Raw genomic sequence first — 23,191 nt, forward strand, 5'->3', positions numbered from 1 at the left:
GGGGTTTTCATGTGTGGTGTGGGGTTGCGTCGGTCCGCGCGGCGGGGGGCGGGGGCGCGCCCCCACTACAGGCACCGCAGTTCTTCAGTCGGACATCGGCCGTCTGGGTTTAGGGCTGCTTCGCAGCCCAGCGCAGGGCAAGCCTGCTCACTACAGAGAGTTCAGAATCGGTCCAGGCGATAGGGGGCCACTGACGGTGCCTGGCCCACTCTCGCCAACTCCCCAACCCACTCCGCCGTCACCGCCGCCTGCGTCAGCCCTAAATGCTGATGCCCAAACGCAAGCAGCACCTTCCCGTCACACACTCGGTCAATCACTGGCAGTGAGTCTGGCAACGACGGCCGAAACCCCATCCACGGGGTTGCACCTTCTGCACTCAAGTCCTCGCGAAACAACCCCTTGCTCAACCGATGCAGTTGCCAGGCACGCTCCATATTCGCAGGGCGATCCAGGCCGGCGAATTCCACCGTGCCGGCCAGGCGCAAGCCGTCGGTCATGGGCGTCATGATGAATTTGCGCTCCAGGGAGGTGACCGCAAACGGCAGACGGTGGTGTTCATGGGGCAGCATCAGGTGGTAGCCGCGCTCGGTGTCCAGCGGGACTTTTTTGCCGGTCAGGGCGGCGGTCAGTTTGGCCGAATGGGCGCCGCAGGCGATCAGGACCTGACGCGCGCTCAGCAGCCCCTGGTCAGTGGAGAGTGAGATGCCCTGTGCGTCGACGCGGCCATCCAGCACCTGGCGGTTAAGAAACTGCACGCCGCTAGCCCTGGCTGTCCGCACCAGTTCGCAGACCACGTGGTAAGGATTAAGAAAGTGCCCGGTGCCGGGAAAAAACAGCCCGCCCTGAATGTTGTCGCTCAACTGCGGTGCAGCCCCGCGTATGGCATCGCCGGACCAGAACGCCACCGGCACCTGCTGCCGTTGCATGCGCTGCTGCAAGGCATTGAGGGCTTCCCGTGAATCCGCCCGTTCAAACACCAGCAGCGAGCCATCCTCACGCAGCAACTCCGAGCGCCCTATGCTGTGCAGCAGGCGCTGCCAGGCGCCCAGGCTGCCTTCATTGAGCGCGCGGATACCCGCGACCGTGCGTTGATAATTCGCCGGACGCAGGTTCAGCAGCAAACGCACGAACCAGGGCAGGGCGTGCGGCAGGTATTTCCAATCCAGGCGCAGCGGGCCCATGGGGTCCAGCAGCATGCCGGGCAAACGTTTGAGGATCGATAGGTCGGCGATGGGAAACACTTGCTCGGTCGCCAGGTGCCCGGCGTTGCCGTACGACGCGCCCATACCGGGTTCCTGCTGGTCGACCACCAGTACTTGGCGCCCCTGACGCGCCAGTTGCAGGGCACAGGCGACGCCGATGATGCCGGCGCCGACCACGATGATATCCGGATCGGACATGGCCTACGCCTCCCTCTGGCCATCGAGCAAGCGCCGCAGCAGCAAAGGGTTGCCGTGCTGGAGCGCGGCAGGCAACAGTGCATCGGGGAAGTCTTGATAACACACGGGGCGCAAAAACCGTTGGATCGCCGCCGTGCCCACCGACGTGCTGCGCGAATCCGATGTGGCGGGAAAGGGCCCACCATGAACCATGGCATCACAGACTTCCACACCCGTCGGCCAGCCGTTGACCAGCAGGCGACCGGCCTTGCGCTCAAGCACCGGCAGCAGGGCTTTGGCGCTTGGCAGATCGTCGTCATCCATCTGCAGGGTGGCGGTCAGTTGGCCTTCCAGGTGTTCGGAAACCTGGTGCATCTCCTCGCCGTTGGCACATACGACGATCAATGAAGCGGCGCCGAAGACTTCGGCTTGCAGGTGTTCATTCGCTAAAAACGCTTGAGCCTGAGTCACGAACAAGTGGGCCTGGCCTCTGTTGGGGCCTTCTGCTGGCAACCCTTTTGCCGCCACCTTGGCGTGTTCTGTCAGTACGGCCACGCCAGAGTCGAAGGCGCTGAAAATACCGGGGGTCAGCATGGTCTGCGCTGCACAGTTGCGCAGCATGTCACTCGCCGTGCTGATGAAGCGATCCAGCGCAGGCCCCTGGACCGCGATCACCAACCCAGGGTTGGTGCAAAACTGCCCGGCGCCTTGGGTCAGCGACGCCACGAAGCCTTTTGCCAACGCTTCGCCGCGCGCGCCCAATGCGGCTGGGAACAGGTACACCGGGTTGATTGAGCTCATTTCCGCATACACCGGAATTGGCTCTGCCCGTGCCTGCGCCGCCTGGGTCAACGCCACGCCACCGCTGCGCGAGCCGGTAAAGCCAACTGCCTTGATGCGCGGATCGGTGACCAACGCAATCCCCACCTCGCGACCTGAACCGTACAGCAACGAAAACACGCCCTCGGGCAAACCACAGGCCTGAACGGCTTGCGCCACCGCCCGGCCCACCAGTTCACTGGTGCCTGGATGCGCGCCATGGGCCTTGACCACCACCGGGCAACCGGCGGCCAGCGCGGAGGCGGTATCGCCACCCGCCACGGAAAACGCCAGGGGGAAGTTGCTCGCACCAAACACGGCCACCGGGCCCAGCGCGATATGGCGCTGGCGCAGGTCTGGGCGAGGCAGCGGCTGTCGTTTCGGCTGTGCAGGGTCCACTCGTACATCCAACCATTCCCCGGCGCGTACGGTGCGGGCGAAGGTGCGCAGTTGGCCGCAAGTACGCCCGCGTTCGCCTTGAATGCGTGCGTGGGGCAGGCCGGTTTCTGCGACGGCACGTTCGATCAGCTCATCACCCAGGGCTTCGATTTGCGCGGCGATGGTCTCAAGGAGTGTGGCTCGGACCTCCAGCGAGGTTTCGCGGTACCCATCAAACGCTGCCCACGCCAGAGCGCACGCCTGGGCCACTTGTTCGCCGTCGCCGCCCGGATAGGCCGGTTCCAGGGGGGTGTCGGTCGCGGGATTGATCGCCCGGATCGCCTCGCGATTGCCGGTAGTGGCGTGCTGACCGATCAGCATTTTGCCCGTCAGAGTCATGGGATCGTCCTGGTAGAAAAGAGGTTGGCCGCTGCGAGAACCGCAGCGGCGCGCAAGGGGTCAGGCGACGTTCTGTTCCGCCGACCAGTTGGCGTACCACTGGCGGAACAGCGCGTACTGGTTTTCGGCGTAACGACGTTGCGCGTCGCTGAGCGCGTCGGTTTCATTGAAGTGCAGGGCGTAGCCTTTATCACCATTGAGCACCATCAAATGCTTGTAATACAGCACCAGGTCGCAGCCCTCATCGAAGGACGACAGCACCGCCAGCGCGGCTTCCAGTTCTCGGGCCTGGCGACGGGCCTTGGCATCGCCCTTGGCGGCTTTTTTGCTCAAGGCCACCAATTGCAACACTTCCCGAGGCAGCGCGTTGCCGATGCCGGTAATGGCGCCGGTGGCGTTGCAGTTGACGAAGCCGTGCACCACCTGGGTGTCCACGCCGACCATCAAGGTCACGTTATCGTCCTGGGAGGTGATGTGTTCGGCGGCGTAGCGCAGGTCGGCACCGCCGCCAAACTCCTTGAAGCCGATCAGGTTCGGGTGTTCGCGGCGCAGTTCGAAGAACAGGTCGGCGCGGGTGGCGAACCCGTAGTAGGGGCTGTTGTAGATCACCGCCGGCAGATTCGGCGCGGCCTTGAGGATGGCCGAGAAGTGCGCCTTTTGCGCGGTGGCCGACGCTCCACGGGACAGCACGCGCGGAATCACCATCAGGCCGTGGGCGCCGACCTTGGCCGCATGGGCGGCATGGGCCACGGCTTCGCGGCTGTTGACTGCACCGGTGCCAACGATGGTTGGCACACCGGCTGCCACCAGGCGTGCCACGCCTTCCTGGCGTTCGGCCTCGGTGAGCAACGGCCAGTCGCCCATGGAGCCGCAGTACACCACGGCACTCATGCCGATATCGATCAACTCGCGGCCCTTGGCGACCAGGGCGTCGAAGTCCGGCTTGCGCTCGGCGGTGCACGGGGTCATCAGGGCGGGGATGCAGCCGGTGAAGATGTTGTCGCTCATTGTTCTAACTCCTTGGAACGTTCAGTACAAACAGGGAAGGGCTCAGATGCCCCAGGCAAAAGGGTCGCGCTCGTCGATCAGCAAGGTGCTGTCGGCGGTCATGTAGGCGCTGCCCGTGATGAAGGGGCGGATGTGCTCGCCGTCCCATTCATAGCGGCCTTCGAATTGGCTGCCGGTGATGCTGGCTTGGGTCCAGGTTTCACCTGGCTTGAGTTTTTCATCGGCGGCCAGGCAGGCCAGCTTGGCGCTGGTGCCGGTGCCGCAGGGCGAGCGGTCGTAGGCTTTACCGGGGCACATGACAAAGTTGCGGCTGTCGGCAAGGTCGTCATCGGCGAACAACTCGATGTGGTCGATCAGTGCACCGTCTACACCGTGAATGCCTTGCTCTTCCAAGGCCTTGAGCATCGCCCAGGTGTAGTCGGTAAGCGCATCCACGTTGTCCATCTGCAAGCGTTGGCCATGGTCCGACACCAGGAAAAACCAGTTGCCGCCCCAGGCGATATCGCCGTAGGCCACGCCGTGTCCCGGCACTTCCACCGGCACCTGCTGGCGCAGGCGATAGGAGGGCACGTTGCGCAGGGTTACGCTGCCGTCTTCGTGCAGCGTGGCCGCCACCGGGCCAACGGGCGTGTCGATCGTGTGCACGCCGGGCTGGATACGCCCCAGGTGGTGCAGCGACGCAACCAGGCCGATGGTGCCGTGGCCGCACATGCCGAGGTAACCGGCGTTGTTGAAGAAGATCACACCACAGATCGCGCCTGGCGTAACGGGCTCGCAATACAGCGCGCCCACCAGTACGTCATTGCCACGCGGCTCCAGTAGGCAGGCGCGGCGCCATTGATCATGCTCAGTGCGCAGGCTGTGCAGTTGATCGGCAATCGTGGCGCCGTTCAGCGCCGGGAAACCGCTCATGACCAGGCGCGTCGGTTCGCCGCCGGTGTGGGAGTCGATCACATGCAGTCGCTTCATAAAAGGCTCCTGAATCAGTAAGTCGCGGGTGTCAGCGGCGCGTGAGGTTCGTCGACCGCTTCGCTTTCATCGGCTTCGTGTTCCAGCCGCACCAGGTGAGCCGGCACGCCAGTGGCTGCGCCCCAGTAGTAAATGCCGAGTGCGCAAGCGGCGACGACAATCGTGTCGAGCGGGTGGCTGATCACGCCGATGCCGCCAAAACTGCCGAGTTTGGACAGCAGGATGGTCACCGCGTAGAAGCCGATCAGCCAGGCAGACGAGCGCACTTGCTGCTTGAGGTTGATGTGTGCGGTCGGCACCCAGCGTGCGCACAGCAGGTACACCACGAACATCAGGATCTGCAGGCCGAGCAGCCAGGACACCGTGCCCCAGCCAGACCAGTACACAATCAGCGCGGCGATGATGAACGACAGCGGGCCCAGCACCGCCATGCCCTTGACCCGGAACGGCCGCGCCATCTGCGGGGCATTGCGACGCAGCGCGGCGACAGTAACCGGGGCCACGGCGTAGCTGAGGATCAGCGCCGCAGACACCACATTGATCAGTGCTTCCCAGGACGGAAACGGCAGGGTCCAGAACACCGACAAGCCAAAGGTCAGCCACAGCGCGGGCCGTGGAATGCCGGACTTCTCATCGATACGCGTGAAAATCTTGAAGAACGTGCCGGTCTGCGCCCAGCCATACACCACGCGAGGTGTGGCGTTCATGTAGATATTGCCGCAGCCACTGGGTGAGATCACGGCGTCGGCCACCACCAGATAGGCCAACCAGCCCACGCCCAGCGCCAGGGCGATATCCCGATATGGCAGCGCCAGTTCCTTGCTGATCCCGGCCCAGCCATTGGCAAGCATTTCCGTGGGCACGCCACCGAGGAAGGCGGTTTGCAGCAGCACGTAGATCGCGGTCGACAACAACACCGAAAGGATCAAGGCAATTGGAATCGTGCGTTGCGGGTTCTTCACTTCACTGGCCACCGAGATGATCGGCGTCAGCCCCAGGTAGGCAAAAATCACCCCGCCGGCCGACACCGCCATCTCGATGCCCGACAGCCCAAACGGCGCGAAACCCTGCACCTGGAAGTTCGCCGGTTTGAAGAAGGTGAACAGCACGCCAATCACCAACAGCGGCACGATGAACTTGAATACGCTGACCAGGTTATTGGCGATGGCGAAGGTCTTCACGCTGCGGTAATTAAGCACGAAGAACAGGCAGAGCAGGGCGAATTGCACCAGCCAACCCAGGGTGGTCGGGTCGCTGGAACCGGCCTTGGTCAGCTCCGGAAACCACGCCGCCGCGTACTGCCGCGAGGCGACCACTTCGATGGCCACCAGGCTGGAAAACGCGATCAGGGTAATGAAGCCCATCAAGTAGCCCAACAGCGGGCCATGGGAGTAGACCGGGTAGCGCACCACGCCGCCGGCACGCGGCAATGCGGCGCCCAGTTCGCAGTACACGATGCCCAGCAGCAGTACTGCGAAACCACCGATGAGCCAGGAAATAATGCCCGCCGGGCCTGCGATTGCGGATACGTGGCTGGCTGCGAACAACCAGCCCGAACCAAAGATGGCACCCAACCCGATAAAGGTCAGGTCCATCAGGGAAAGCTGTTTCTTGAACTTGCCTTGAGCTGACATAGCGTCGCCTTCTTGTGAGTTATTGGATAGGCATGCAGTGGCCATACAGTGAACTCATGAACGGCGGCGCGATTGATGTTTTTTGCTGGCATCGATGACGAATTCAGCACAGTTTGGGTGGCTCGACAGGGCGCCGGGCATCGGGCAATCTGCTACCCGTCCAGGCCAACAATGGGGATCAATCGTCATGATGCAGAGCGCGTTTGCGACCCTTTGCCAAGGGAGCAACCCCCAAGACATCGAACAGTTATTGGACATTGTCGCGCAGCTATTGCCGATGCTGGACGTGATCCCCAATGCAGCGATTTTCATCAAGGACACCCAGGCCCGCTATGTGCTCGCCAACCGTACCCTGGTGCAGCGCTGCGGCCTCAAGAAGCTGCAACCGCTGCTGGGCAAGACCAGTGCCGAAGTCTTTCCTGCGCAATTGGGGCCGGGCTACACCGAGCAGGACCGGCGCGTGCTGGAGCAGGGCTTTGTGCTGGAAGATCAGCTGGAACTGCACCTGTACGGCACCCGCGAACCCGGCTGGTGTTTGACCCACAAGTGGCCGCTGTACAACCATTCGGGCGCGATCATTGGCCTGGCCGGTATCTCGGTCGACCTGCAAACCGCCAGCGAAAGCCACCCGGCGTACCAGCGCCTGGCCGCCGTGGACGCGCACATCCGCGCGCACTTCAACCGTCGTGTGCCCTTGGGTGAATTGACACGGATCGCAGGGATTTCGGTGGCGCAGTTGGAGCGCTACTGCAAGCGCGTGTTCCACCTCACGCCACGGCAGATGATCCAGAAAGTGCGGCTGGAGCATGCGCACCGGCTGTTGCACACCGACCTACCGATCACCGAAGTGGCGTTGCAGTGCGGGTATACCGACCACAGCGCGTTTACCCGCCAGTTCAAGGCGTCGACGGGGTTTACCCCGAGGCAGTATCGGCAGGCGACGGGGGGCGCGGGCGAGTAATTCATCTAACGGATTGCTGTTTGGGGATAGGTTCTTTGCCTTCAAGGAGCCGGGCGGGACTGCTGGGTGGCGATCAGCTATCATGGCGCGCATTCGCACCGCACCGTTAATTGCAAAACAGGATGACTCAGTGACTCAAGGACTAGTGTGCAGGTTAAAACGCAGTTTCAACGCCTTTCTCAAAACCTGGAACGCCGATAAGGCCATTCCCAAGAATTCCGGGGCTTTTGAACCACTGACGCCTGCGTTGCTTGAGGGCAGTCAAGCGGATCGCTATGAGAGTGTGTTTCTGCACGCGCTGCAAAATGAGCAGGTTCGTAATATTGCGCTAACGGGTGGCTATGGTGCAGGTAAGAGTAGTGTTATCAGGACCTTTTTTGATCGCCACCCCGCGTACAAACATGTTCTGATTTCACTGGCGACCTTTACTAAGGAAAGTCCAGCCGGGTGCGAAACAGATCCCGATCTTATGTCGCGTATTGAAGAGACAATCGTCCAGCAACTGTTGTATGCCGTCCCTGCGAAAAAACTGCCGAAAACGCGATTGAAGCGCATCGTACAAGCCTCCAATTCCAGCATTGCGCTGCACACGGTGTTCTTTGCATTGCTGATTGTCAGCGTTCTGCGAATGTATCTGCCCTCCGTCAACATGCTCCCGAAAATCGACCCCGCTTGGCTTGTTCCAGCACTCATGCGGTTACCCGATTGGATCGCTCTGGCGGTTGCAGGTGCGTCGAGCCTGTACATTCTTCATTCTGTGCTGATGTACCTCTCGCTCTTCAGCATTGATGGCCTGACGCTGAAAGGCGGAAAGCTCGAAGCGACTCATCATGGGTCCGTACTGCATAAGCACGTCGACGAAATCATCTACTGTTTTGAGCGCAGCGATATCGATGTAGTGGTTATTGAGGATCTCGACCGGTTTGGTATTCAGGATGTGTTTTTTCGGTTGCGCGAAATCAACTTCACAATCAGGCAGTCCCCGCAAATCAAGCGTCCCGTGTATTTCATCTATGCCATCCGCGATGAATTGTTCTCAGTGGGTGAGAAGACCAAGTTCTTCGACCTGGTCATACCCGTGATTCCCGTCGTCAGCTCGGAGAACTCCGGGGAAAAGATGATGGACTTGTTGGGGGCAGAGCGCTTTAAACCTGTGATCGGGCGTCTTGATCGCGAGTTGATCGAGACTGTGTGCGAGTACATTGATGAGATGAGGCTGATCAAGAATATCGTCAATGAGTTTGACATTTTCTCCAGCCTGCTCGGCGACCGTGGCGTGGTTCTTGACGCAAACAAGCTGTTTGCGATGGTGGTCGTGCGCAACTTGTACCCGGAAGCTTTTGCCGAACTGATCAAGCGCAGTGGGGATATCTATTCGATATTCACCGCGTTTCCTACGTGGCGAGCTGAGCAGGTACGTAGTATCGAATTCGATATCCGTTACTTCCAGGACCGCAACGCGGACATGGCACCAGAGTTTCTAGAGCGGGAAATCGAACCGCTCAGAACTAAGCATGTACGGGCCAAGCGAATGACGTTCAAAGTTGCAGCAAGGCAAGCGTACGGCGATGTTCTAGCCCAGAAGCTGACTGGACTCGAAGCCGTGATAGATATGATGCGGAGCGGTTTTTTTGATACTGATTACCACGATTACCTGAGCTTCTTTTATGAAGGGGCTCTGACGCAAGATGACAAGAACCTTATCCTGGCCTTACGGCGAGGCGAGTCTCCGCAGGTTATGACCGTCGTCAACGACCCTGCGAGGGTGCTTGGCAAACTTGAACATGATTCCCTGGAAGAAGGGCGCGGCTTGATCTCAGGATTGGTTGAATACCTGTGCAGCCAAAGCAGCGCTTCGGATGAAGGGCCCCACGCTGGAAAACTGGCTACGATCCTCAACGCGGCGCCTCAATACATGGACCGCTTTGCCGAGATGGCCGATTCACTTTTGCTGAGCACGCATGCACCCGCCTTAATTCAGGCTATCTACGAGACAACTCCCATGATGTTGGAGCAGCTGGTGATATCTATGCCGAGCGGGCCAAGACAGGCTTTGCTTTGCATCATTTTCAGCAGCTTGAGCCCCGATCAGGTCGCAGCATTGGGGGAGGGCGGCAGGGGCATTCTGCACAGTGTTCAAGAACTGCCGGACGTTACCGATTTAGTCCCACTGCTTGCACAGAGCGAAGGTGCCTGGAAATGGTTGCATGAACAACCTGTTCTGTTTCATAACCTCAGCGATACAACCCGCTCAGATGACCTCAAGCAGTTAGTGAGTCTGGGGTTTGTCGAACCTCGACTGGATATGCTTCGCCTGATTTTTTCAACGTTTGAAACAGCGTCAGGCAATAACGAACTGATCACCTACCGCCGGCTATTGGCCCTGGAGTTGGACGGTATGGAAAAGCTGTTGGTTCACGCCCCGCATACGCTTATCGAGGAATTGCTCAGCCAAAGCGAAGTGTTGGATGAGTCCGCTGAGTCCCTGGCAAAGTTGCTCACCGCAGCGGTGGACAAGCCAGATCAGGTTGCCTCATTGCTTGAACACACAGTGTGTCCATTGACGGCACTGGAAGGCACGCCCGAAGCTATCTGGTCGCTTTTATTAAATGCTGAAAGGATCAGTGGCAAATCGCAGGCAGCCTGGACGTATTTTCGAGCTATCCCTCTGTTCAGCCCTCGCCAGAGTATTTTCGCACTGCCCAAGGTTGGGTACAGCAATAAGCCCGAAAGGGCGGTTTTGAGCACGTTCATTGAGCGTAACGCAGAGGCCTTGGCCGACACGCTCTGGACGCTTCATCCCGAGCACAATCACGAACTACAACTATATCTGCTTCAGGACCCGGTACTACGCAATGACACGCTCAAGCTGTTGCTGTCTACCACCACCCTGAAATCGATTGATATCTTGAGTGACGTCCCCGACGTGCGCTGGGGGATGCTTGTTGCTTCCACCTTCCTGCCCTACACGGAGGAAATCAGTAGCATTGTCCAAAATAACGCCAGCCAACCTGAGGCTGAGCGTTTTGAGCAACGTAAGCTTGAATTCGATGCAACGAATCGCGCCACTACGCCTCATATGACTACGACCGGTGTTACCGATACCTGATACCTCCGCGTCGGGCTCATTCACGACAACAGGTAACAGGCATATGACCGCGGCTGAAAACAACCATGTGAACTGGCTGGTGGAACAATCGATGCTGCACGCGGCACGCCAGCGCGCCAAGCTCTATTCGGGCCAGGGCCGGTTGTGGCAACAGCCATACGCGCAGACCCGGCCCCGTGATGCTTCGGCCCTGTCGTCGGTGTGGTTTACCGCGTACCCGGCGTCGATCGTGACCCGCGAGGGCGGTACGGTGCTGGAGGCTTTGGGGGATGAGGGGCTGTGGCATGCGTTGTCGAAGATCGGCATCCAGGGTATCCACAATGGCCCGCTGAAGAAGTCCGGCGGCCTGAAGGGCACGCAGCACACGCCAACCATCGATGGTAATTTCGACCGCATCAGTTTCGAGATCGACCCGCAGTTGGGCACCGAGGCGCAGTTGCAAGCGTTGACGCGCATGGCGGCGGCACACAATGCGGTGATCATCGACGATGTGATCCCGTCCCACACCGGCAAGGGCGCGGATTTCCGCCTGGCCGAGATGGCCTACGAGGACTATCCCGGCCTGTACCACATGGTAGAAATCCGCGAGGAGGACTGGGCGCTGTTGCCCGACGTCGCTGAAGGCCGTGACGCGCAGAACCTCAGCCCCGCCCAGGTCGATGCGTTGCGTGACAAACACTACATCGTCGGTCAGTTGCAGCGGGTGATCTTCTTCGAACCCGGCGTCAAGGAAACCGACTGGAGCGCGACGGACGTAGTGCTGGGCGTGGACGGCAAGCCGCGTCGCTGGGTGTACCTGCATTACTTCAAGGAAGGCCAGCCTTCGCTGAACTGGCTGGACCCGACTTTTGCCGCACAGCAGATGATCATCGGTGATGCGCTGCACGCCATCGACGTGATGGGCGCGAAGATCCTGCGCCTGGACGCCAATGGTTTTCTCGGTGTGGAGCGCAAGCTGGACGGCACGGCCTGGTCCGAGAGCCATCCACTGTCGATCACCGGCAACCAGTTGCTCGGCGGTGCGATTCGCAAGGCCGGCGGTTTCAGTTTTCAGGAGTTGAACCTCACCGTGGACGACATTGCCTCGATGTCCCATGGCGGTGCCGACCTGTCCTATGACTTCATCACCCGCCCTGCGTACCAGCACGCGCTGCTGATGGGCGATGCCGAGTTCCTGCGCCTGATGCTGCGCGAAATGCACCGCCAGGGCATCGACCCAGGCTCGCTGATCCATGCGTTGCAGAACCACGATGAGCTGACGCTGGAGTTGGTGCATTTCTGGACCCTGCACGCCCATGACACGTTCCTGTACCAGGGGCAGACCTTCCCCGGCAATATCCTGCGTGAGCATATTCGCGAACAGATGTACGAGCGTCTGGCCGGTGAGCACGCGCCGTATAACCTCAAGTTCGTGACCAATGGCGTGTCGTGCACCACCGCGAGCATTATCACGGCGGCGCTGGGCATTCGAGATCTGGAGGCGATCACCGCTGCGGATATCCAGCAGATCCGCCAGATCCATTTACTGTTGGTGATGTACAACGCGATGCAGCCGGGCGTGTTTGCCTTGTCGGGCTGGGACTTGGTGGGCGCGCTGCCGCTGGCGGCTGAAGAGGTCGAGCACTTGATGCAGGATGGCGATACCCGCTGGATTCATCGCGGGGCTTATGACCTGGTGGACCTGAATCCGGATGCGGAGCTTTCGGCGGGCCATATGCCGCGTTCGAAAAGCCTTTATGGCAGCTTGAACAGCCAGTTGCAGGATCCTGAGTCCTTCGCCTCGCAACTGCAGAAAATCCTCGCTGTGCGCCGTGCCTACGACATCGCCGCCAGCCGCCAAATTTTAGTGCCGGAGGTTGAAAACTCGGCGTTGCTGGTGATGGTCCATGAATTACCGGCCGGCAAAGGCACGCAAATTACCGCGCTGAACTTCGGTGCTACACCCATCACCGAAACCCTGCATTTGCCGGATATCGCTGCCGGGATGGTGGTGGACATCATCAACGAGAGAGTGGAGGGCGACCTGACGGCGGAGGGTGAATTCACCATCACCCTGGATGCGTACGAAGGGTTGGCACTGCGGGTGGTCAGCAGTTCACCACTGTGACCACCCCCCAAGCTCAATAGAGCTGGGGCACGATCAATTCCGGCGGGGTTGGGTTGCGCGAGTAATCCTCCTGCCGCACGCGCTGCGGCAGTTCGATCACCGGTAGCTCGACTTCCTCATACGGCATCTGCCCAAGCAAATGGTGGATGCAGTTGAGCCGGGCTTTTTTCTTGTCATCGGCCTGTACCACCCACCACGGCGCTTCGGCGATGTGGGTGCGCTCGAGCATGATTTCCTTGGCTTTGGTATAGGCTTCCCAACGCCGACGTGACTCCAGGTCCATGGGGCTGAGCTTCCATTGCTTGAGCGGATCGTGGATGCGGCTGAGAAAGCGCAGATGCTGTTCCTGGTCGGAAATGGAAAACCAGTACTTGATCAGCTGGATACCGGAGCGGGCGAGCATGCGCTCGAACTCGGGCACGGTGCGGAAGAATTCTTCGTACTGGTCCGCGTTGCAAAACCCCATGACCTGCTCGACGCCAGCGCGGTTGTACCAGCTACGGTCGAACAGCACGATTTCGCCGGCGGCTGGCAGGTGCGAAACGTAGCGCTGGAAGTACCACTGGGTCTGCTCGCGGTCATTCGGCGCGGGCAGGGCCGCGACTCGGCAGACCCTTGGGTTCAGGCGTTGAGTGATGCGCTTGATCACGCCTCCTTTACCGGCGGCATCGCGCCCTTCGAACAGGATCACCACTTTGTGACCGGTCTTGACCACCCAGCTCTGCAATTTCACCAGTTCGCCTTGCAGGCGGAACAGTTCGCTGAAATAAATCCTGCGCGCGGCTTTCTCGGCGCTTTCACCGACGTGCTCGTCAAACAGCGCGTTGAGGTCGTGCCCGTCTTCGGATAACTCCAGTTCCAGCTCTTCGTCACTGTGATCCAGCAATTCACGATGGATGCGCTGCATCAAGGCATCTTCTATTGAGGACATGGGCGGAACTCGCGTGGTGGGGGATGGCAAAGTCTTAGTCGCATTTTGTTACTAACCAATGACATCAAATGCCGTGATTGCGGTGGGAGAGGGGGACAACCAGGCGTTTTGCCACTCCACGTTCATAAAACCGTAACAAGAATGTTGCAGAGTTCCCGGGCCCGAAATCACAAGGATTTTCCTTAATGAAACGTCTGATGAAGTCTGCTGCACTCGCCGTTGCGGTTTCTCTCAGTGCCACCTCGGTGTTTGCTGCCGAGAGCATCCGCCTCACCGGTTCCGGTGCGAGTTTCCCAGCCCCGATCTACCTCACCTGGTTCAAGGATTTCAGCAAGAAAACCGAGGGTGTCACCGTTGATTACCAATCCAAAGGTAGCGGTGCGGGCGTACAGGACTTCCTGAACAAAACCGTCGACTTCGCCGCCAGCGACTCGGCCATGAAAGACGAAGACATCGCCAAGGTTGCCGAAGGCGCGCAACTGCTGCCGATGACTGCCGGTGAAATCGTGTTGGCGTTCAATCTGCCGGGCAATCCTAAAGAGCTCAAATTGCCACGCGATGTGTACTCCAACATCTTCCTGGGCAAGATCACCAAGTGGAACGATCCGAAGATCGCTGCCGCCAACCCAGGGCTGAAACTGCCAGACATGCCGATCACCGTAGTCGTACGTGCAGACTCCAGCGGCACCACCGCTGTGTTCACCAAGCACTTGGCTGCGATCAACCCTGAGTTCCAGAAAGACCTTGGCGAAGGCAACACCGTCAACTGGCCTGCCAGCGACAAGTTCATCAAATCGCCGAAGAACGATGGTGTGACCGCCACTGTGCGTCAGACCCCAGGCGCGATCGGCTACATCGAATACGGCTTCGCCAAACTGGCCAAGGTTGACTTTGCCCAGCTGCAGAACAAGGCCGGCAAATATGTGGTACCGAACGCCGAAAGCGGCGCCGAAGCCCTGGCTGCGGTGAAAATGCCGGAAAGCCTGGTGGCCTGGCTGCCGGACCCGGATGGCGCCAAGTCCTACCCGATCACTTCCTACACCTGGATGATCTTCCGCAAGGACAACGGCAACCCAGCCAAAGCCAAAGCCATGCGTGAAATGGTCGAGTACAGCCTGACCGAAGGTCAGAAAATCGCCGATTCGATGGGCTACATCCCACTGCCTCCATCGGTTGTCGATCAAGTTCGCAAAGCTTCCGCCAACATCCAGTAAGGCCGCCAGGCCGCTCCCGGCATGGGCTGTCAGCCATGCCGGTAGCGTTCCCCCCTTGTTCCGGAATTAGCCAATGAACACACCTTTTGTCGTACCGGTTAACCCGGATTCTGCGTGCCAGCCACCCTCTACGAAGGATTTCCTGGTTGACCGCACCTTCCGTGCACTTGCACGCATAGGCGTAGTGCTGGTGCTGGCGCTGGTTTTCGCGCTGGTCTTCGAAGTAGGACGCAAGGCACTTCCCGGCATGGAAAAGCACGGTTTTGATGTGCTGTTCGGCAGTGTCTGGGACGTTAACCAAGGCAAGTACGGCATTCTGCCAGCTATTTGGGGCACGCTTTACAGCGCCCTTATCGCGTTGTTGATCGCAGGTTTTTTCGGCGTCAGCATGGCGATTTTTCTCACCCAGGATTTCCTGCCGGCAAAACTCGCGGCGGTGTTTCGCACCATCGTTGAACTGCTCGCAGCCATCCCCAGCGTGGTCTACGGCCTCTGGGGCATTTATGTGGTGATCCCGGCCATCCGCCCGCTGACTGCGTGGCTGAACACTGAACTGGGCTGGATCCCGTTTTTCGGCACATCCCTGAGCGGACCGGGCCTGCTGCCGGCGGCACTGGTGCTGGCCATCATGATTCTGCCGACCATTGCCGCTGTTTCCCAGGATGCTCTCACCGGTGTGCCGATGAAAACCAAGCAGGCCGCCTACGGCATGGGCACCACCCACTGGGAAGCGATTCTCAAGGTGATGGTGCCATCCGCCGCGACCGGCATCTTCGGTTCCCTCGTGCTAGGCCTCGGTCGCGCCCTGGGTGAAACCATGGCCCTGGCCATGCTGGTGGGCAACGCGAACAACATCTCGCTTTCGCTGTTTGCACCGGCCAACACCCTGGCGGCCTTGTTGGCGCTGAACTTCCCCGAAGCCGGCCCGAATGAAATTGAAGTGTTGATGTACGCCGCACTGGTCCTGATGTTTATCACGCTGCTGGTGAACATCATCGGTTCGATGATCATGGTCTACGCCCAGCGGGGTACCAAATAATGACTGATCTCTCTACGCCTATCACCGCCATGCCTAGCCTGCAGCGTCGGTTCGAAGGTCGCGCATTGCGCAGCCTGGTGTTGACCACGCTGGTGTGGCTCGGTGCGCTGCTGGCCAGCGTGCCGCTGATTTCCGTGCTCTACATGCTGATCACCCGTGGCGGCGCACGCCTGAGCCTGGAAGTGTTCACTGAACTGCCACCCACCGGCTTCGAGACCGGCGGTGGCTTCGGTAATGCCATGGCCGGTACGTTCGTGATGGTCGGTATCGCTGCCGCCATCGCCGTGCCGGTCGGCATCCTGGCCGCCATCTTCCTTGCGGAACTGGGCCCGGACAGCAAACTGGCGAACGCCTCACGCTTTGCCGCCAAGATGCTCACCGGCTTGCCATCGATCCTGGCGGGTGTGTTCGCCTACGCCTTGGTGGTGATGACCACTGGAACCTACTCGGCGCCGGCCGGTGGTGTGGCGCTGGCGGTGCTGATGCTGCCAATCGTGGTGCTGACGGCTGAAGAGTCGATGAAGATGGTGCCCAAGATCATGAAGGACGCGGCGTACGGCATGGGCTGCACCCGCTCGCAGGTGATCTGGAAAATCGTCTTGCCCACCGGCATGCCCGCGATCCTGACCGGCGTGATGCTCGCTGTAGCACGTGCCGCCGGCGAAACCGCACCTCTGTTGTTTACCGCGCTGTTCAGTAACTACTGGATCTACCACGACGGCAGCCTGGCGGTCATGAATCCGACGGCGTCCCTTGCCGTGTTGATTTACAACTTCTCCGGCATGCCTTTCGACAACCAGCTCGAGCTCGCATGGGCGGCCTCGTTGGTGCTGGTAATGATCGTGCTGGTCGTGAATATCGTGAGCCGTATTTTCGGCAAGCCCAAGTACTAAGAACGGGAGCACCTGAATTTTGAACGTCTCAACTGCGCAAAAAGCCGCTCCGTTTGTCACCCAGGCACCTGTGGTCATGGACTGCAAGCTGGACAAGATTTTCTACGGCAACTTCATGGCGGTGCGTGATAGCCATGTGCCAATCGAAAAAAACAAGATCACCGGCTTCATCGGCCCGTCCGGCTGCGGCAAGTCGACTGTGCTGCGCAGCCTCAACCGCATGAACGACCTGGTGAAAGGCTTCCGTTTCGAAGGCCACGTGCATTTCCTCGGCCAGGACGTGTACGGCAAGGGCGTGGATCCGGTAGTCGTACGCCGTTACATCGGCATGGTGTTCCAGCAGCCGAACCCGTTTTCGATGAGCATTTTTGACAACGTGGCCTTTGGCCTGCGCCTGAATCGCTATAAGGGCGACCTGGGCGACCGCGTCAAGCACGCGCTGCAAGGCGCGGCGTTGTGGGATGAGGTCAAGGACAAGCTCAAGGTCAGCGGCCTCTCGCTGTCCGGCGGCCAGCAACAACGCCTGTGCATCGCCCGCGCCATCGCGACCGAGCCGGAAGTGCTGCTGTTGGACGAACCTTGCTCGGCGCTCGACCCTATCGCCACGCGCCGTGTCGAAGAGCTGATGGTCGAGTTGAAAAAGGACTACACCATCGCGCTGGTCACCCACAACATGCAGCAGGCGATCCGTGTGGCCGACACCACGGCGTTTTTCTCGGTGGACATCTCCCAGGGCACCCGTACCGGTTATCTGGTGGAAATGGGCCCGACCGCGCAGATTTTTGAAAACCCGCGTGAGCAAATGACCGGGGACTACATCAGCGGCAAGTTCAGCTGACCCATGCACCGGTTTTCAGGAATACCAATGCCTGCAACACATCGTCTTGATCTGGCGGCGATCGAACGCGCACTGCGTGAGGTCCAGGCCCGTTTTGCCCAGCTCAGCCGGGACTTCACCGAGCCACGCGACCCGCTGACAGACGAAGTGCTGCAGAATGTGCTTGAAGGTTATGCCCTGATTGACGACTATGTTGCGCGCGGTGTCGACCTGTTCGATCTCCAGCAACTGAACCTGATGCTGGAGATCAATGCCACGGTGCTCTGTGGCAAAGACCCGGTACGCCGGCAGGAATACGCGCAGCACCTGGCGGCGACCGAAGTGCACTTTTTCAACAATGTCGAAGGTGGCATCAAGGATCTGTACAACTGGTATTGCAAGCACCATAACGAATCCGTATGGAAGCGAGCAGCCGGTGTCTACGTGCGGGTCCTGAGCAAGCCGCAGTTATTCATTGAAGGCAATCACCGCAGTGGGTCGCTGATCGTCAGTTACCTGCTGATGCGCGAGGGGTTGCCACCGTTTGTGCTGACCCTGGACAACGCCGAGGGTTATTTCAACCCGTCCTCGGTGATACGCAACTCCGCCAAGCATGGCGTCCTGGCCTTGTATGAATTGCCCAAGATCAAGAAAAAATACGCAGCGTTCCTGGAAGATAACGCCCCAGACCCAACCGAGTTTTTCCTGAGCGACACACCAGCGCCCACCCACCCAGGGGGCCATTGATGGGAAGGTACCCAGTGCTCGACACGATCAAGCGTGTGTTCAAGCGTCAGCGAATCCGTATTTCGTTCGACATCGACGACACACTGGCCTGCCAGCTCCACCACAGTGCGACCGAACACAGCCGCTTGCCGGCGTGCGTGCACCGTTGGTTGGGTGAGCCCCTGCGCAGCGGAACGCGCTCTTTGACCCGTGAACTGCGTCGCCAGGGCTGCAGTGTCTGGGTCTACACCTCGTCCGGCCGCACGCCGTCCTACATCCGCCGTTGGTTGTTGCTGTACGGCATCCATGTCGACGGCGTGGTCAACAGCGTGCGACATAACCAGGCCCTGACCGAACGCGGGCTGACGAGCACACCGTCAAAATTCCCTCCGGCCTTCGATATCGATTTGCATGTTGATGATTCCGAAGGCGTTCAGCTTGAAGGCTTCGACCACGGGTTTCGCGTGGTGGTCGTGGACCCGCAAGATGAGCAGTGGGCGCAGCGTGTGTTGGAGGCTGTTGCACAGGTCCAGGCGCAGCTGGCTCGCCAACAGCCGCAGAGGCACAAGGTGCCGGTACCGGTTTATCCAGGGCTGACATTGAACGGATGAAACAAGAAGGGCGACTGATTGATCAGTCGCCCCTCTTGTTTACTGGGTGTTCAACGCCCCAAGAAACTCAGTATGCCGCAACACCTTTGAGAACATCGACAGCGTGAAGTTTTCGGCCGCTTTTTGCTGTTCGTCGGTGAACGTCGCTGTGCAGTCGGCCAGCGTCACCACGTTATAACCCTTCTCATAACCTGATCGAACCGTGCCTTCGACGCAGCAGTTGGTCAGGAATCCCGCCACCACCAGGTTCTGGATGCCATTGTTGCGCAGCACCAAGTCCAAACCCGTGGTTGCAAAGCCATCCAGCCCGCGCTTGCCTTCCACAAGGATATCCCCGGGCTCATGGCTGATCGCCTCGGTCATCTCGGCGCCCCAACTGCCGGAAAGGAAAGCTGCGCCGTCGGCAACGCCCTTCAAGATTCCATAGTCACGCGTCGTCAGTTCCGGGTAGCCCTCAGCGAACTGGATCGGCAGGTGAATGATCTTCACGCCCAGCGCGCGTGCCTGTTGCACGGTCGTCGCGGTGTTGGCCAGCATGTCGGACTGGTGCATCACGTCTTTGACGGCGTCATGAAACACGCCACCTGCGGTGGTGAAGTCGTTTTGGAACTCAATCAGGACAAGTGCGGTGGCGTTTGGATTCATGATGAGGCTCCGAGAGGTGTCACTGGATTTGAGCCTTCAGAGTATATTCACTGAATCAACCCCCACAAGGACAGTGCAATGACCCGCTATTTCAATCATCCAGAGAGTGGCCAGGTCGAAGTGCCTGACCCGGCGCTGGCACTCAAGAAATCAGCGCCAGCGGCGGAGTCTGTCGTCGAGTAGTTACGGGGACGCACGCTTCACCTGCTTCCTGGCGCGTGGTGTCCATTGCGTTGGGAGGGCGCCACGATAGCGGGTCAGGTGACGCACGTAGTTGGATGATATTGCGGTTTTTACTCCAGATGCTTACCTAGCTCACTGATCTACCAAGCTTTTTTACCGACTTGCTGACGCAAGAAAGCTGCCCCGCGACCTTGCGTCGAAGCGACTGGATCTATATATTCCCAACCCTGCAACACGCGCTGCCGCCCGAATGGCGAAACTGGTAGACGCATGGGACTTAAAATCCCCCGCTCGTAAGGGCGTCCCGGTTCGATTCCGGGTTCGGGCACCATCATTTGGTTTCACGACCTCCCAGGACGTCGCTGAAGCCCGCAAAGAACCTGCCTAGTGCAGGTTTTTTTGTGCCCAGGTTTTTAGCCGGATGTACTCCAGCCCCTCGCTGAGCCCACCAAAACGCTGACGAGTCTTTTTGAACAGGTACTTAGCTGTGATTTCAAGATTTAGTCAAAGCGCGTACGAAATAACACTCAAGAAATCAGGACGTTTCTGACGCTGACAGTGCTTCCACAGGGCCGCTGTCGCGGTATTAACTTGGGCACCTTTATTGAGGGTCTGCTCATGTCTGAAGATTTGCTTAAATCGTTCTCTACAGAGGTCATGCAAACTGGGCCGGAGTCGACGCTGCCTTGTAACTTGAGCGACCAGTGGCTTGAGGTTTTATCCGCGCAGTTGGAGGATTTTTTCGAGAATGATTCGGATGAGTGCCTTTCACTCCCCATGATGGCGGTACTTCATATCCTGTTCGCGAAAAATAAAGGGGAGGCGATCTCGGAAACTCACGACAGGCTTTTTGATCATCTTTGCAACTATCGGATAGAGCTGGGGTTGGAAGAGATCAGACGGAAAACGGATGTGGGTGTAGAGCCCGCCAGTTTGGAGGCCATCCTCACGAATCGCACAGTGACCTTTGAGTGATAGGTCGATTGATTACTTCGAAGTACAAATGATGTGCTCCGCCTCGCATTTATTCACCCAGCACAACCTCCTAGAGTTCATCCCATTCGCCGCCCCGTCATTTCGGCAGGGTGTGAACTGGAGAACGTCTGATGCCCTGTGTAAATAGAACTGAATCGCGCAATAACCTGGTGGAGTCCACATCGTGACGCGTCCTGTCAGTATCGACTTCGTGTCGGATGTGATGTGCCCTTGGTGTGCACTCGGCGCTGTAGCGTTGCAGCAGGCGATCGCTAACCTTGCGGACGAAGTTGCGGTGGAGCTGACGTTCAAACCCTTTGAGCTGAACCCGGATATGCCGCCCGAGGGCGAAAATGCTGTCGAACACATGATGCGGAAATATGGCCGTACCGAAGCCGAAGTTGCCGCGCGCAATGACGTGGTGATCGCCCGTGGCAATGCCTTGGGCTTCACGTTCGACTTGGCGAGGCGTACTCATTTCTACAACTCTTTCGACGCCCACCGGCTGTTGCTCTGGGCGTTAGTTGACGGTCGCCAAGTGGCGTTGAAGCACCTTCTGTTCAAGGCGCATTTCAGCGATGGGGAGAACATCAGCAGCCGCGACACCTTGGTACGTCTTGCCGGTGACGCCGGGCTCTCCACGGTACGCGCTCAAGGAGTGCTGGACAGCGGGGAGTTCGCCGTTGAAGTCCGCGAGCTTGAAGACTTTTATTTCAGGCGCGGTGTCAGTTCTGTCCCGGCCATGGTACTGAATGGGCGTCACCTGGTGGCTGGCTCACAATCCGTCGAGGAATACGAACAAGCCATCAGGCAAATAGCAGGTGGCGCACTGATTACACGAACGGCTGACCACTGAACCCGCGTGGCAAACGCTGCAAACCTGGCAGGTCGGTAAGGCGCTGCGTCCACGCGCTGCGCCAGTCAACGTGGGTCTGAGTCTTGGCTTTTCGATTGGCACGGCGAGCGGCGTTGCGCTGGGTCCGACGCGCTTCTTTATAGGCATCGGTATTGCGGCAGGTACGGCATTTGACCCGGTTCAGCTCGGTGCTGGAAGGGAGGTTGGTGCCGTGGTGGCCACAGGCCAAGTGACCTGCAACCTTGAAGTGAATGACCATGTAAGCGTCTCCTTCTTGGGGGTACGCACATCGGTAGACCCACGATGCGCGCGGGGAGGGCGGGGTTTTGAAAAACCTCGACACCTAGGGTTACGACCCCAACAACCAGACAGCGTTCGGTTTTGGCTATAGGCCTGTTCAAGCCTGGCACCTGAGGCTAACCTGCCACGCTACCCATCAGAATAAGGAAGCAATGATGAGCGTCGATTCCCTGCCATACGAGGGCAGTTGCCGTTGTGAGCGTGTGCGCTTCAGCGTGAGTGCCGCCCCGGTGATCACCATGGCCTGCCATTGCACCGGCTGCCAGAAGATGTCTGCCAGCGCGTTCTCACTGAGCGCGCTGATTCCCGCCAGCGGCTTCACGGTGACCCAGGGTTGCCCGGTGATCGGCGGTATGCAGGGCGTGGATCGCCATTATTTCTGTCCCCATTGCATGAGCTGGCTGTTCACTCGGCCCCACGGCATCGATGAGTTCGTCAACGTGCGCGCCGCCCTGCTGGATAACGCCAGCGGTTACGTGCCGTTCATGGAGACCTGGACCCGCGAGAAGCTGCCGTGGGCCTCCACCCCAGCGGTGGAAAGCTTTGCTCAGTTGCCCGAGCCTCAGGAATTTCCGCGCTTGATGCAGGCCTACGCCGAGTTCAGTCGATCAACGCCAGCAAATCAGTAGTGCCCACATCCAACCCCGCCTGGGTCAGCAAGGTCGTGGCCTGGCCCCGGTGGTGGGTCTGGTGATTGAAGAAGTGCACCAACAGGCTGAAGAAGTTTTTATCGGCGTTCACGCCGCGCATGTTGCTGTAATGCAGGCGATGGTCCAGGTCGATCTCCTGCACGGTGTGGCTCCAATCGACAATGAGATGATCCAGCCAGCTGCGATGGGCTGCCAGCTCGCGTATATCCGCGAAGGCCAATTGTTTGAGATCGGCAGGGGCAGAAACTGCATTCAGCGGAGCCAATGCTGCGTAGCCTGCTGGATGCTGCGCAAAACGCTTGAGCCAGACGGTATCGCCCAGCGCCAAGTGGTTCAGCGTACCGAGGATCGAGCCGAAAAACGCCTGTCGATCCCTCGCCAACTCCGCGTCCGTCAGTGTCAGGGCCGCGTCATAGAGCTTGCGGTTCATCCACTGGTTGTAATTTGCCATCAGTGCGATGTGCTCAGTCCGGTTCACTTGGGTTTTCTCTGGAAGTCGCGATAGCGTCATGATAGGCCGTACCCGCCCGGTGGTCATGGTGTTCCGGCAAGGCCGGGCTATGGTTGATAGACGCCAACGCTGCGCCC

At 59.3% G+C, this 23,191-nt stretch carries 21 protein-coding genes and 1 tRNA gene; 13 read left to right on the forward strand and 9 right to left on the reverse strand.

Annotated elements, in window-relative coordinates; translation table 11 throughout:
- Positions 1–161: 161 nt before the first annotated feature.
- The 5 genes from WH299_RS14560 to WH299_RS14580 are packed head-to-tail and all read right to left on the reverse strand — an operon-like array spanning position 162 to position 6,586.
- On the reverse strand, positions 162–1,400 hold the full coding sequence (locus WH299_RS14560; protein ID WP_339550617.1) for an NAD(P)/FAD-dependent oxidoreductase: 1,239 nt from the start codon (positions 1,398–1,400) through the stop codon (positions 162–164).
- Positions 1,401–1,403: 3 nt separating this feature from the next.
- Positions 1,404–2,975, reverse strand: coding sequence for an aldehyde dehydrogenase (NADP(+)) (locus WH299_RS14565; RefSeq protein WP_339550618.1), 1,572 nt, complete (start codon positions 2,973–2,975; stop codon positions 1,404–1,406).
- 60 nt (positions 2,976–3,035) lie between these two features.
- Positions 3,036–3,983 carry a dihydrodipicolinate synthase family protein gene (locus WH299_RS14570; RefSeq protein WP_123477591.1) on the reverse strand — a complete coding sequence of 316 codons (948 nt, stop codon included), beginning with the start codon at positions 3,981–3,983 and terminating at the stop codon, positions 3,036–3,038.
- Between the two features lie 42 nt (positions 3,984–4,025).
- A complete protein-coding gene (locus tag WH299_RS14575) occupies positions 4,026–4,952 on the reverse strand; it encodes a 4-hydroxyproline epimerase (protein WP_126570336.1) in 927 nt (308 codons plus the stop codon).
- A 14-nt stretch (positions 4,953–4,966) separates the two neighbouring features.
- On the reverse strand, positions 4,967–6,586 hold the full coding sequence (locus WH299_RS14580) for an APC family permease (protein WP_122727185.1): 1,620 nt from the start codon (positions 6,584–6,586) through the stop codon (positions 4,967–4,969).
- Positions 6,587–6,773: 187 nt separating this feature from the next.
- On the opposite strand from WH299_RS14580, the gene WH299_RS14585 reads away from it, so the two are divergent.
- The 3 genes from WH299_RS14585 to treS all read left to right on the forward strand — a co-directional run bounded on the left by WH299_RS14585 (position 6,774) and on the right by treS (position 12,763).
- Positions 6,774–7,547 (forward strand): AraC family transcriptional regulator, encoded by a 774-nt coding sequence (locus WH299_RS14585; RefSeq protein WP_122727183.1) that lies wholly within the window; start codon positions 6,774–6,776, stop codon positions 7,545–7,547.
- Between the two features lie 82 nt (positions 7,548–7,629).
- Positions 7,630–10,656 carry a YobI family P-loop NTPase gene (locus WH299_RS14590; RefSeq protein WP_339550619.1) on the forward strand — a complete coding sequence of 1,009 codons (3,027 nt, stop codon included), beginning with the start codon at positions 7,630–7,632 and terminating at the stop codon, positions 10,654–10,656.
- A 43-nt stretch (positions 10,657–10,699) separates the two neighbouring features.
- Complete coding sequence (treS, locus tag WH299_RS14595) at positions 10,700–12,763, forward strand: maltose alpha-D-glucosyltransferase (protein ID WP_339550620.1); 2,064 nt, start codon at positions 10,700–10,702, stop codon at positions 12,761–12,763.
- Between the two features lie 13 nt (positions 12,764–12,776).
- Here treS and ppk2 read toward each other — a convergent pair whose 3' ends face one another.
- Positions 12,777–13,694: a polyphosphate kinase 2 gene (gene ppk2, locus WH299_RS14600; protein ID WP_028616257.1), complete on the reverse strand. Its 918-nt coding sequence runs from the start codon at positions 13,692–13,694 to the stop codon at positions 12,777–12,779.
- A gap of 185 nt (positions 13,695–13,879) precedes the next feature.
- Between ppk2 and pstS the strand changes: the two genes are divergently transcribed.
- The 6 genes from pstS (at position 13,880) to WH299_RS14630 (ending at position 18,994) form a co-directional block, all read left to right on the forward strand.
- A complete protein-coding gene (pstS, locus tag WH299_RS14605) occupies positions 13,880–14,908 on the forward strand; it encodes a phosphate ABC transporter substrate-binding protein PstS (RefSeq protein WP_016978033.1) in 1,029 nt (342 codons plus the stop codon).
- Positions 14,909–14,981: 73 nt separating this feature from the next.
- On the forward strand, positions 14,982–15,947 hold the full coding sequence (gene pstC / locus WH299_RS14610) for a phosphate ABC transporter permease subunit PstC (protein ID WP_016978032.1): 966 nt from the start codon (positions 14,982–14,984) through the stop codon (positions 15,945–15,947).
- Complete coding sequence (gene pstA, locus WH299_RS14615) at positions 15,947–16,840, forward strand: phosphate ABC transporter permease PstA (protein ID WP_028616256.1); 894 nt, start codon at positions 15,947–15,949, stop codon at positions 16,838–16,840. The genes pstC and pstA overlap by 1 nt, the downstream gene beginning before the upstream one ends.
- A 76-nt stretch (positions 16,841–16,916) precedes the next feature.
- Positions 16,917–17,678, forward strand: a complete 762-nt coding sequence (gene pstB / locus WH299_RS14620) for a phosphate ABC transporter ATP-binding protein PstB (protein ID WP_010210300.1) — start codon at positions 16,917–16,919, stop codon at positions 17,676–17,678.
- A gap of 27 nt (positions 17,679–17,705) precedes the next feature.
- Entirely contained in the window at positions 17,706–18,404 is a 699-nt protein-coding gene (locus tag WH299_RS14625) for a hypothetical protein (RefSeq protein WP_122727174.1), read from the forward strand.
- Complete coding sequence (locus WH299_RS14630; protein WP_122727172.1) at positions 18,404–18,994, forward strand: hypothetical protein; 591 nt, start codon at positions 18,404–18,406, stop codon at positions 18,992–18,994. The genes WH299_RS14625 and WH299_RS14630 overlap by 1 nt, the downstream gene beginning before the upstream one ends.
- A gap of 39 nt (positions 18,995–19,033) precedes the next feature.
- Here the strand turns inward: WH299_RS14630 and WH299_RS14635 are convergent, their stop codons facing one another.
- Positions 19,034–19,639, reverse strand: a complete 606-nt coding sequence (locus WH299_RS14635; RefSeq protein ID WP_123477577.1) for a cysteine hydrolase — start codon at positions 19,637–19,639, stop codon at positions 19,034–19,036.
- Positions 19,640–20,066: 427 nt separating this feature from the next.
- Here WH299_RS14635 and WH299_RS14640 point away from each other — a divergent pair.
- The 3 genes from WH299_RS14640 to WH299_RS14650 all read left to right on the forward strand — a co-directional run bounded on the left by WH299_RS14640 (position 20,067) and on the right by WH299_RS14650 (position 21,653).
- A tRNA-Leu gene (locus WH299_RS14640) sits at positions 20,067–20,153 on the forward strand.
- A 287-nt stretch (positions 20,154–20,440) separates the two neighbouring features.
- Positions 20,441–20,797 (forward strand): hypothetical protein, encoded by a 357-nt coding sequence (locus tag WH299_RS14645; RefSeq protein ID WP_122727167.1) that lies wholly within the window; start codon positions 20,441–20,443, stop codon positions 20,795–20,797.
- Between the two features lie 184 nt (positions 20,798–20,981).
- Entirely contained in the window at positions 20,982–21,653 is a 672-nt protein-coding gene (locus WH299_RS14650; RefSeq protein WP_339550621.1) for a DsbA family oxidoreductase, read from the forward strand.
- On the opposite strand, the gene WH299_RS14655 is transcribed toward WH299_RS14650, so the two are convergent.
- Positions 21,631–21,912, reverse strand: coding sequence for a hypothetical protein (locus tag WH299_RS14655; RefSeq protein ID WP_028616250.1), 282 nt, complete (start codon positions 21,910–21,912; stop codon positions 21,631–21,633). The two genes, WH299_RS14650 and WH299_RS14655, sit on opposite strands and share 23 nt — an antisense overlap.
- A gap of 196 nt (positions 21,913–22,108) precedes the next feature.
- On the opposite strand from WH299_RS14655, the gene WH299_RS14660 reads away from it, so the two are divergent.
- Positions 22,109–22,582, forward strand: coding sequence for a GFA family protein (locus tag WH299_RS14660; protein ID WP_122727160.1), 474 nt, complete (start codon positions 22,109–22,111; stop codon positions 22,580–22,582).
- On the opposite strand, the gene WH299_RS14665 is transcribed toward WH299_RS14660, so the two are convergent.
- On the reverse strand, positions 22,554–23,081 hold the full coding sequence (locus WH299_RS14665) for a DinB family protein (protein WP_323623705.1): 528 nt from the start codon (positions 23,079–23,081) through the stop codon (positions 22,554–22,556). The genes WH299_RS14660 and WH299_RS14665 overlap by 29 nt on opposite strands.
- Positions 23,082–23,191: the final 110 nt, after the last annotated feature.

The sequence above is a fragment of the Pseudomonas sp. MYb541 genome (genome assembly GCF_037479595.1).
GTDB lineage: Bacteria > Pseudomonadota > Gammaproteobacteria > Pseudomonadales > Pseudomonadaceae > Aquipseudomonas > Aquipseudomonas canadensis.

Bases quoted from the DNA above. Each gene is read 5' to 3' on its own strand.
- WH299_RS14560 (WP_339550617.1), bottom strand. From the start codon at position 1,400: ATGTCCGATCCGGATATCATCGTGGTCGGCGCCGGCATCATCGGCGTC.
- WH299_RS14565 (WP_339550618.1), bottom strand. From the start codon at position 2,975: ATGACTCTGACGGGCAAAATGCTGATCGGTCAGCACGCCACTACCGGC.
- WH299_RS14570 (WP_123477591.1), bottom strand. From the start codon at position 3,983: ATGAGCGACAACATCTTCACCGGCTGCATCCCCGCCCTGATGACCCCG.
- WH299_RS14575 (WP_126570336.1), bottom strand. From the start codon at position 4,952: ATGAAGCGACTGCATGTGATCGACTCCCACACCGGCGGCGAACCGACG.
- WH299_RS14580 (WP_122727185.1), bottom strand. From the start codon at position 6,586: ATGTCAGCTCAAGGCAAGTTCAAGAAACAGCTTTCCCTGATGGACCTG.
- WH299_RS14585 (WP_122727183.1), top strand. From the start codon at position 6,774: ATGATGCAGAGCGCGTTTGCGACCCTTTGCCAAGGGAGCAACCCCCAA.
- WH299_RS14590 (WP_339550619.1), top strand. From the start codon at position 7,630: ATGGCGCGCATTCGCACCGCACCGTTAATTGCAAAACAGGATGACTCA.
- treS (WP_339550620.1), top strand. From the start codon at position 10,700: ATGACCGCGGCTGAAAACAACCATGTGAACTGGCTGGTGGAACAATCG.
- ppk2 (WP_028616257.1), bottom strand. From the start codon at position 13,694: ATGTCCTCAATAGAAGATGCCTTGATGCAGCGCATCCATCGTGAATTG.
- pstS (WP_016978033.1), top strand. From the start codon at position 13,880: ATGAAACGTCTGATGAAGTCTGCTGCACTCGCCGTTGCGGTTTCTCTC.
- pstC (WP_016978032.1), top strand. From the start codon at position 14,982: ATGAACACACCTTTTGTCGTACCGGTTAACCCGGATTCTGCGTGCCAG.
- pstA (WP_028616256.1), top strand. From the start codon at position 15,947: ATGACTGATCTCTCTACGCCTATCACCGCCATGCCTAGCCTGCAGCGT.
- pstB (WP_010210300.1), top strand. From the start codon at position 16,917: ATGGACTGCAAGCTGGACAAGATTTTCTACGGCAACTTCATGGCGGTG.
- WH299_RS14625 (WP_122727174.1), top strand. From the start codon at position 17,706: ATGCCTGCAACACATCGTCTTGATCTGGCGGCGATCGAACGCGCACTG.
- WH299_RS14630 (WP_122727172.1), top strand. From the start codon at position 18,404: ATGGGAAGGTACCCAGTGCTCGACACGATCAAGCGTGTGTTCAAGCGT.
- WH299_RS14635 (WP_123477577.1), bottom strand. From the start codon at position 19,639: ATGAATCCAAACGCCACCGCACTTGTCCTGATTGAGTTCCAAAACGAC.
- WH299_RS14645 (WP_122727167.1), top strand. From the start codon at position 20,441: ATGTCTGAAGATTTGCTTAAATCGTTCTCTACAGAGGTCATGCAAACT.
- WH299_RS14655 (WP_028616250.1), bottom strand. From the start codon at position 21,912: ATGGTCATTCACTTCAAGGTTGCAGGTCACTTGGCCTGTGGCCACCAC.
- WH299_RS14660 (WP_122727160.1), top strand. From the start codon at position 22,109: ATGAGCGTCGATTCCCTGCCATACGAGGGCAGTTGCCGTTGTGAGCGT.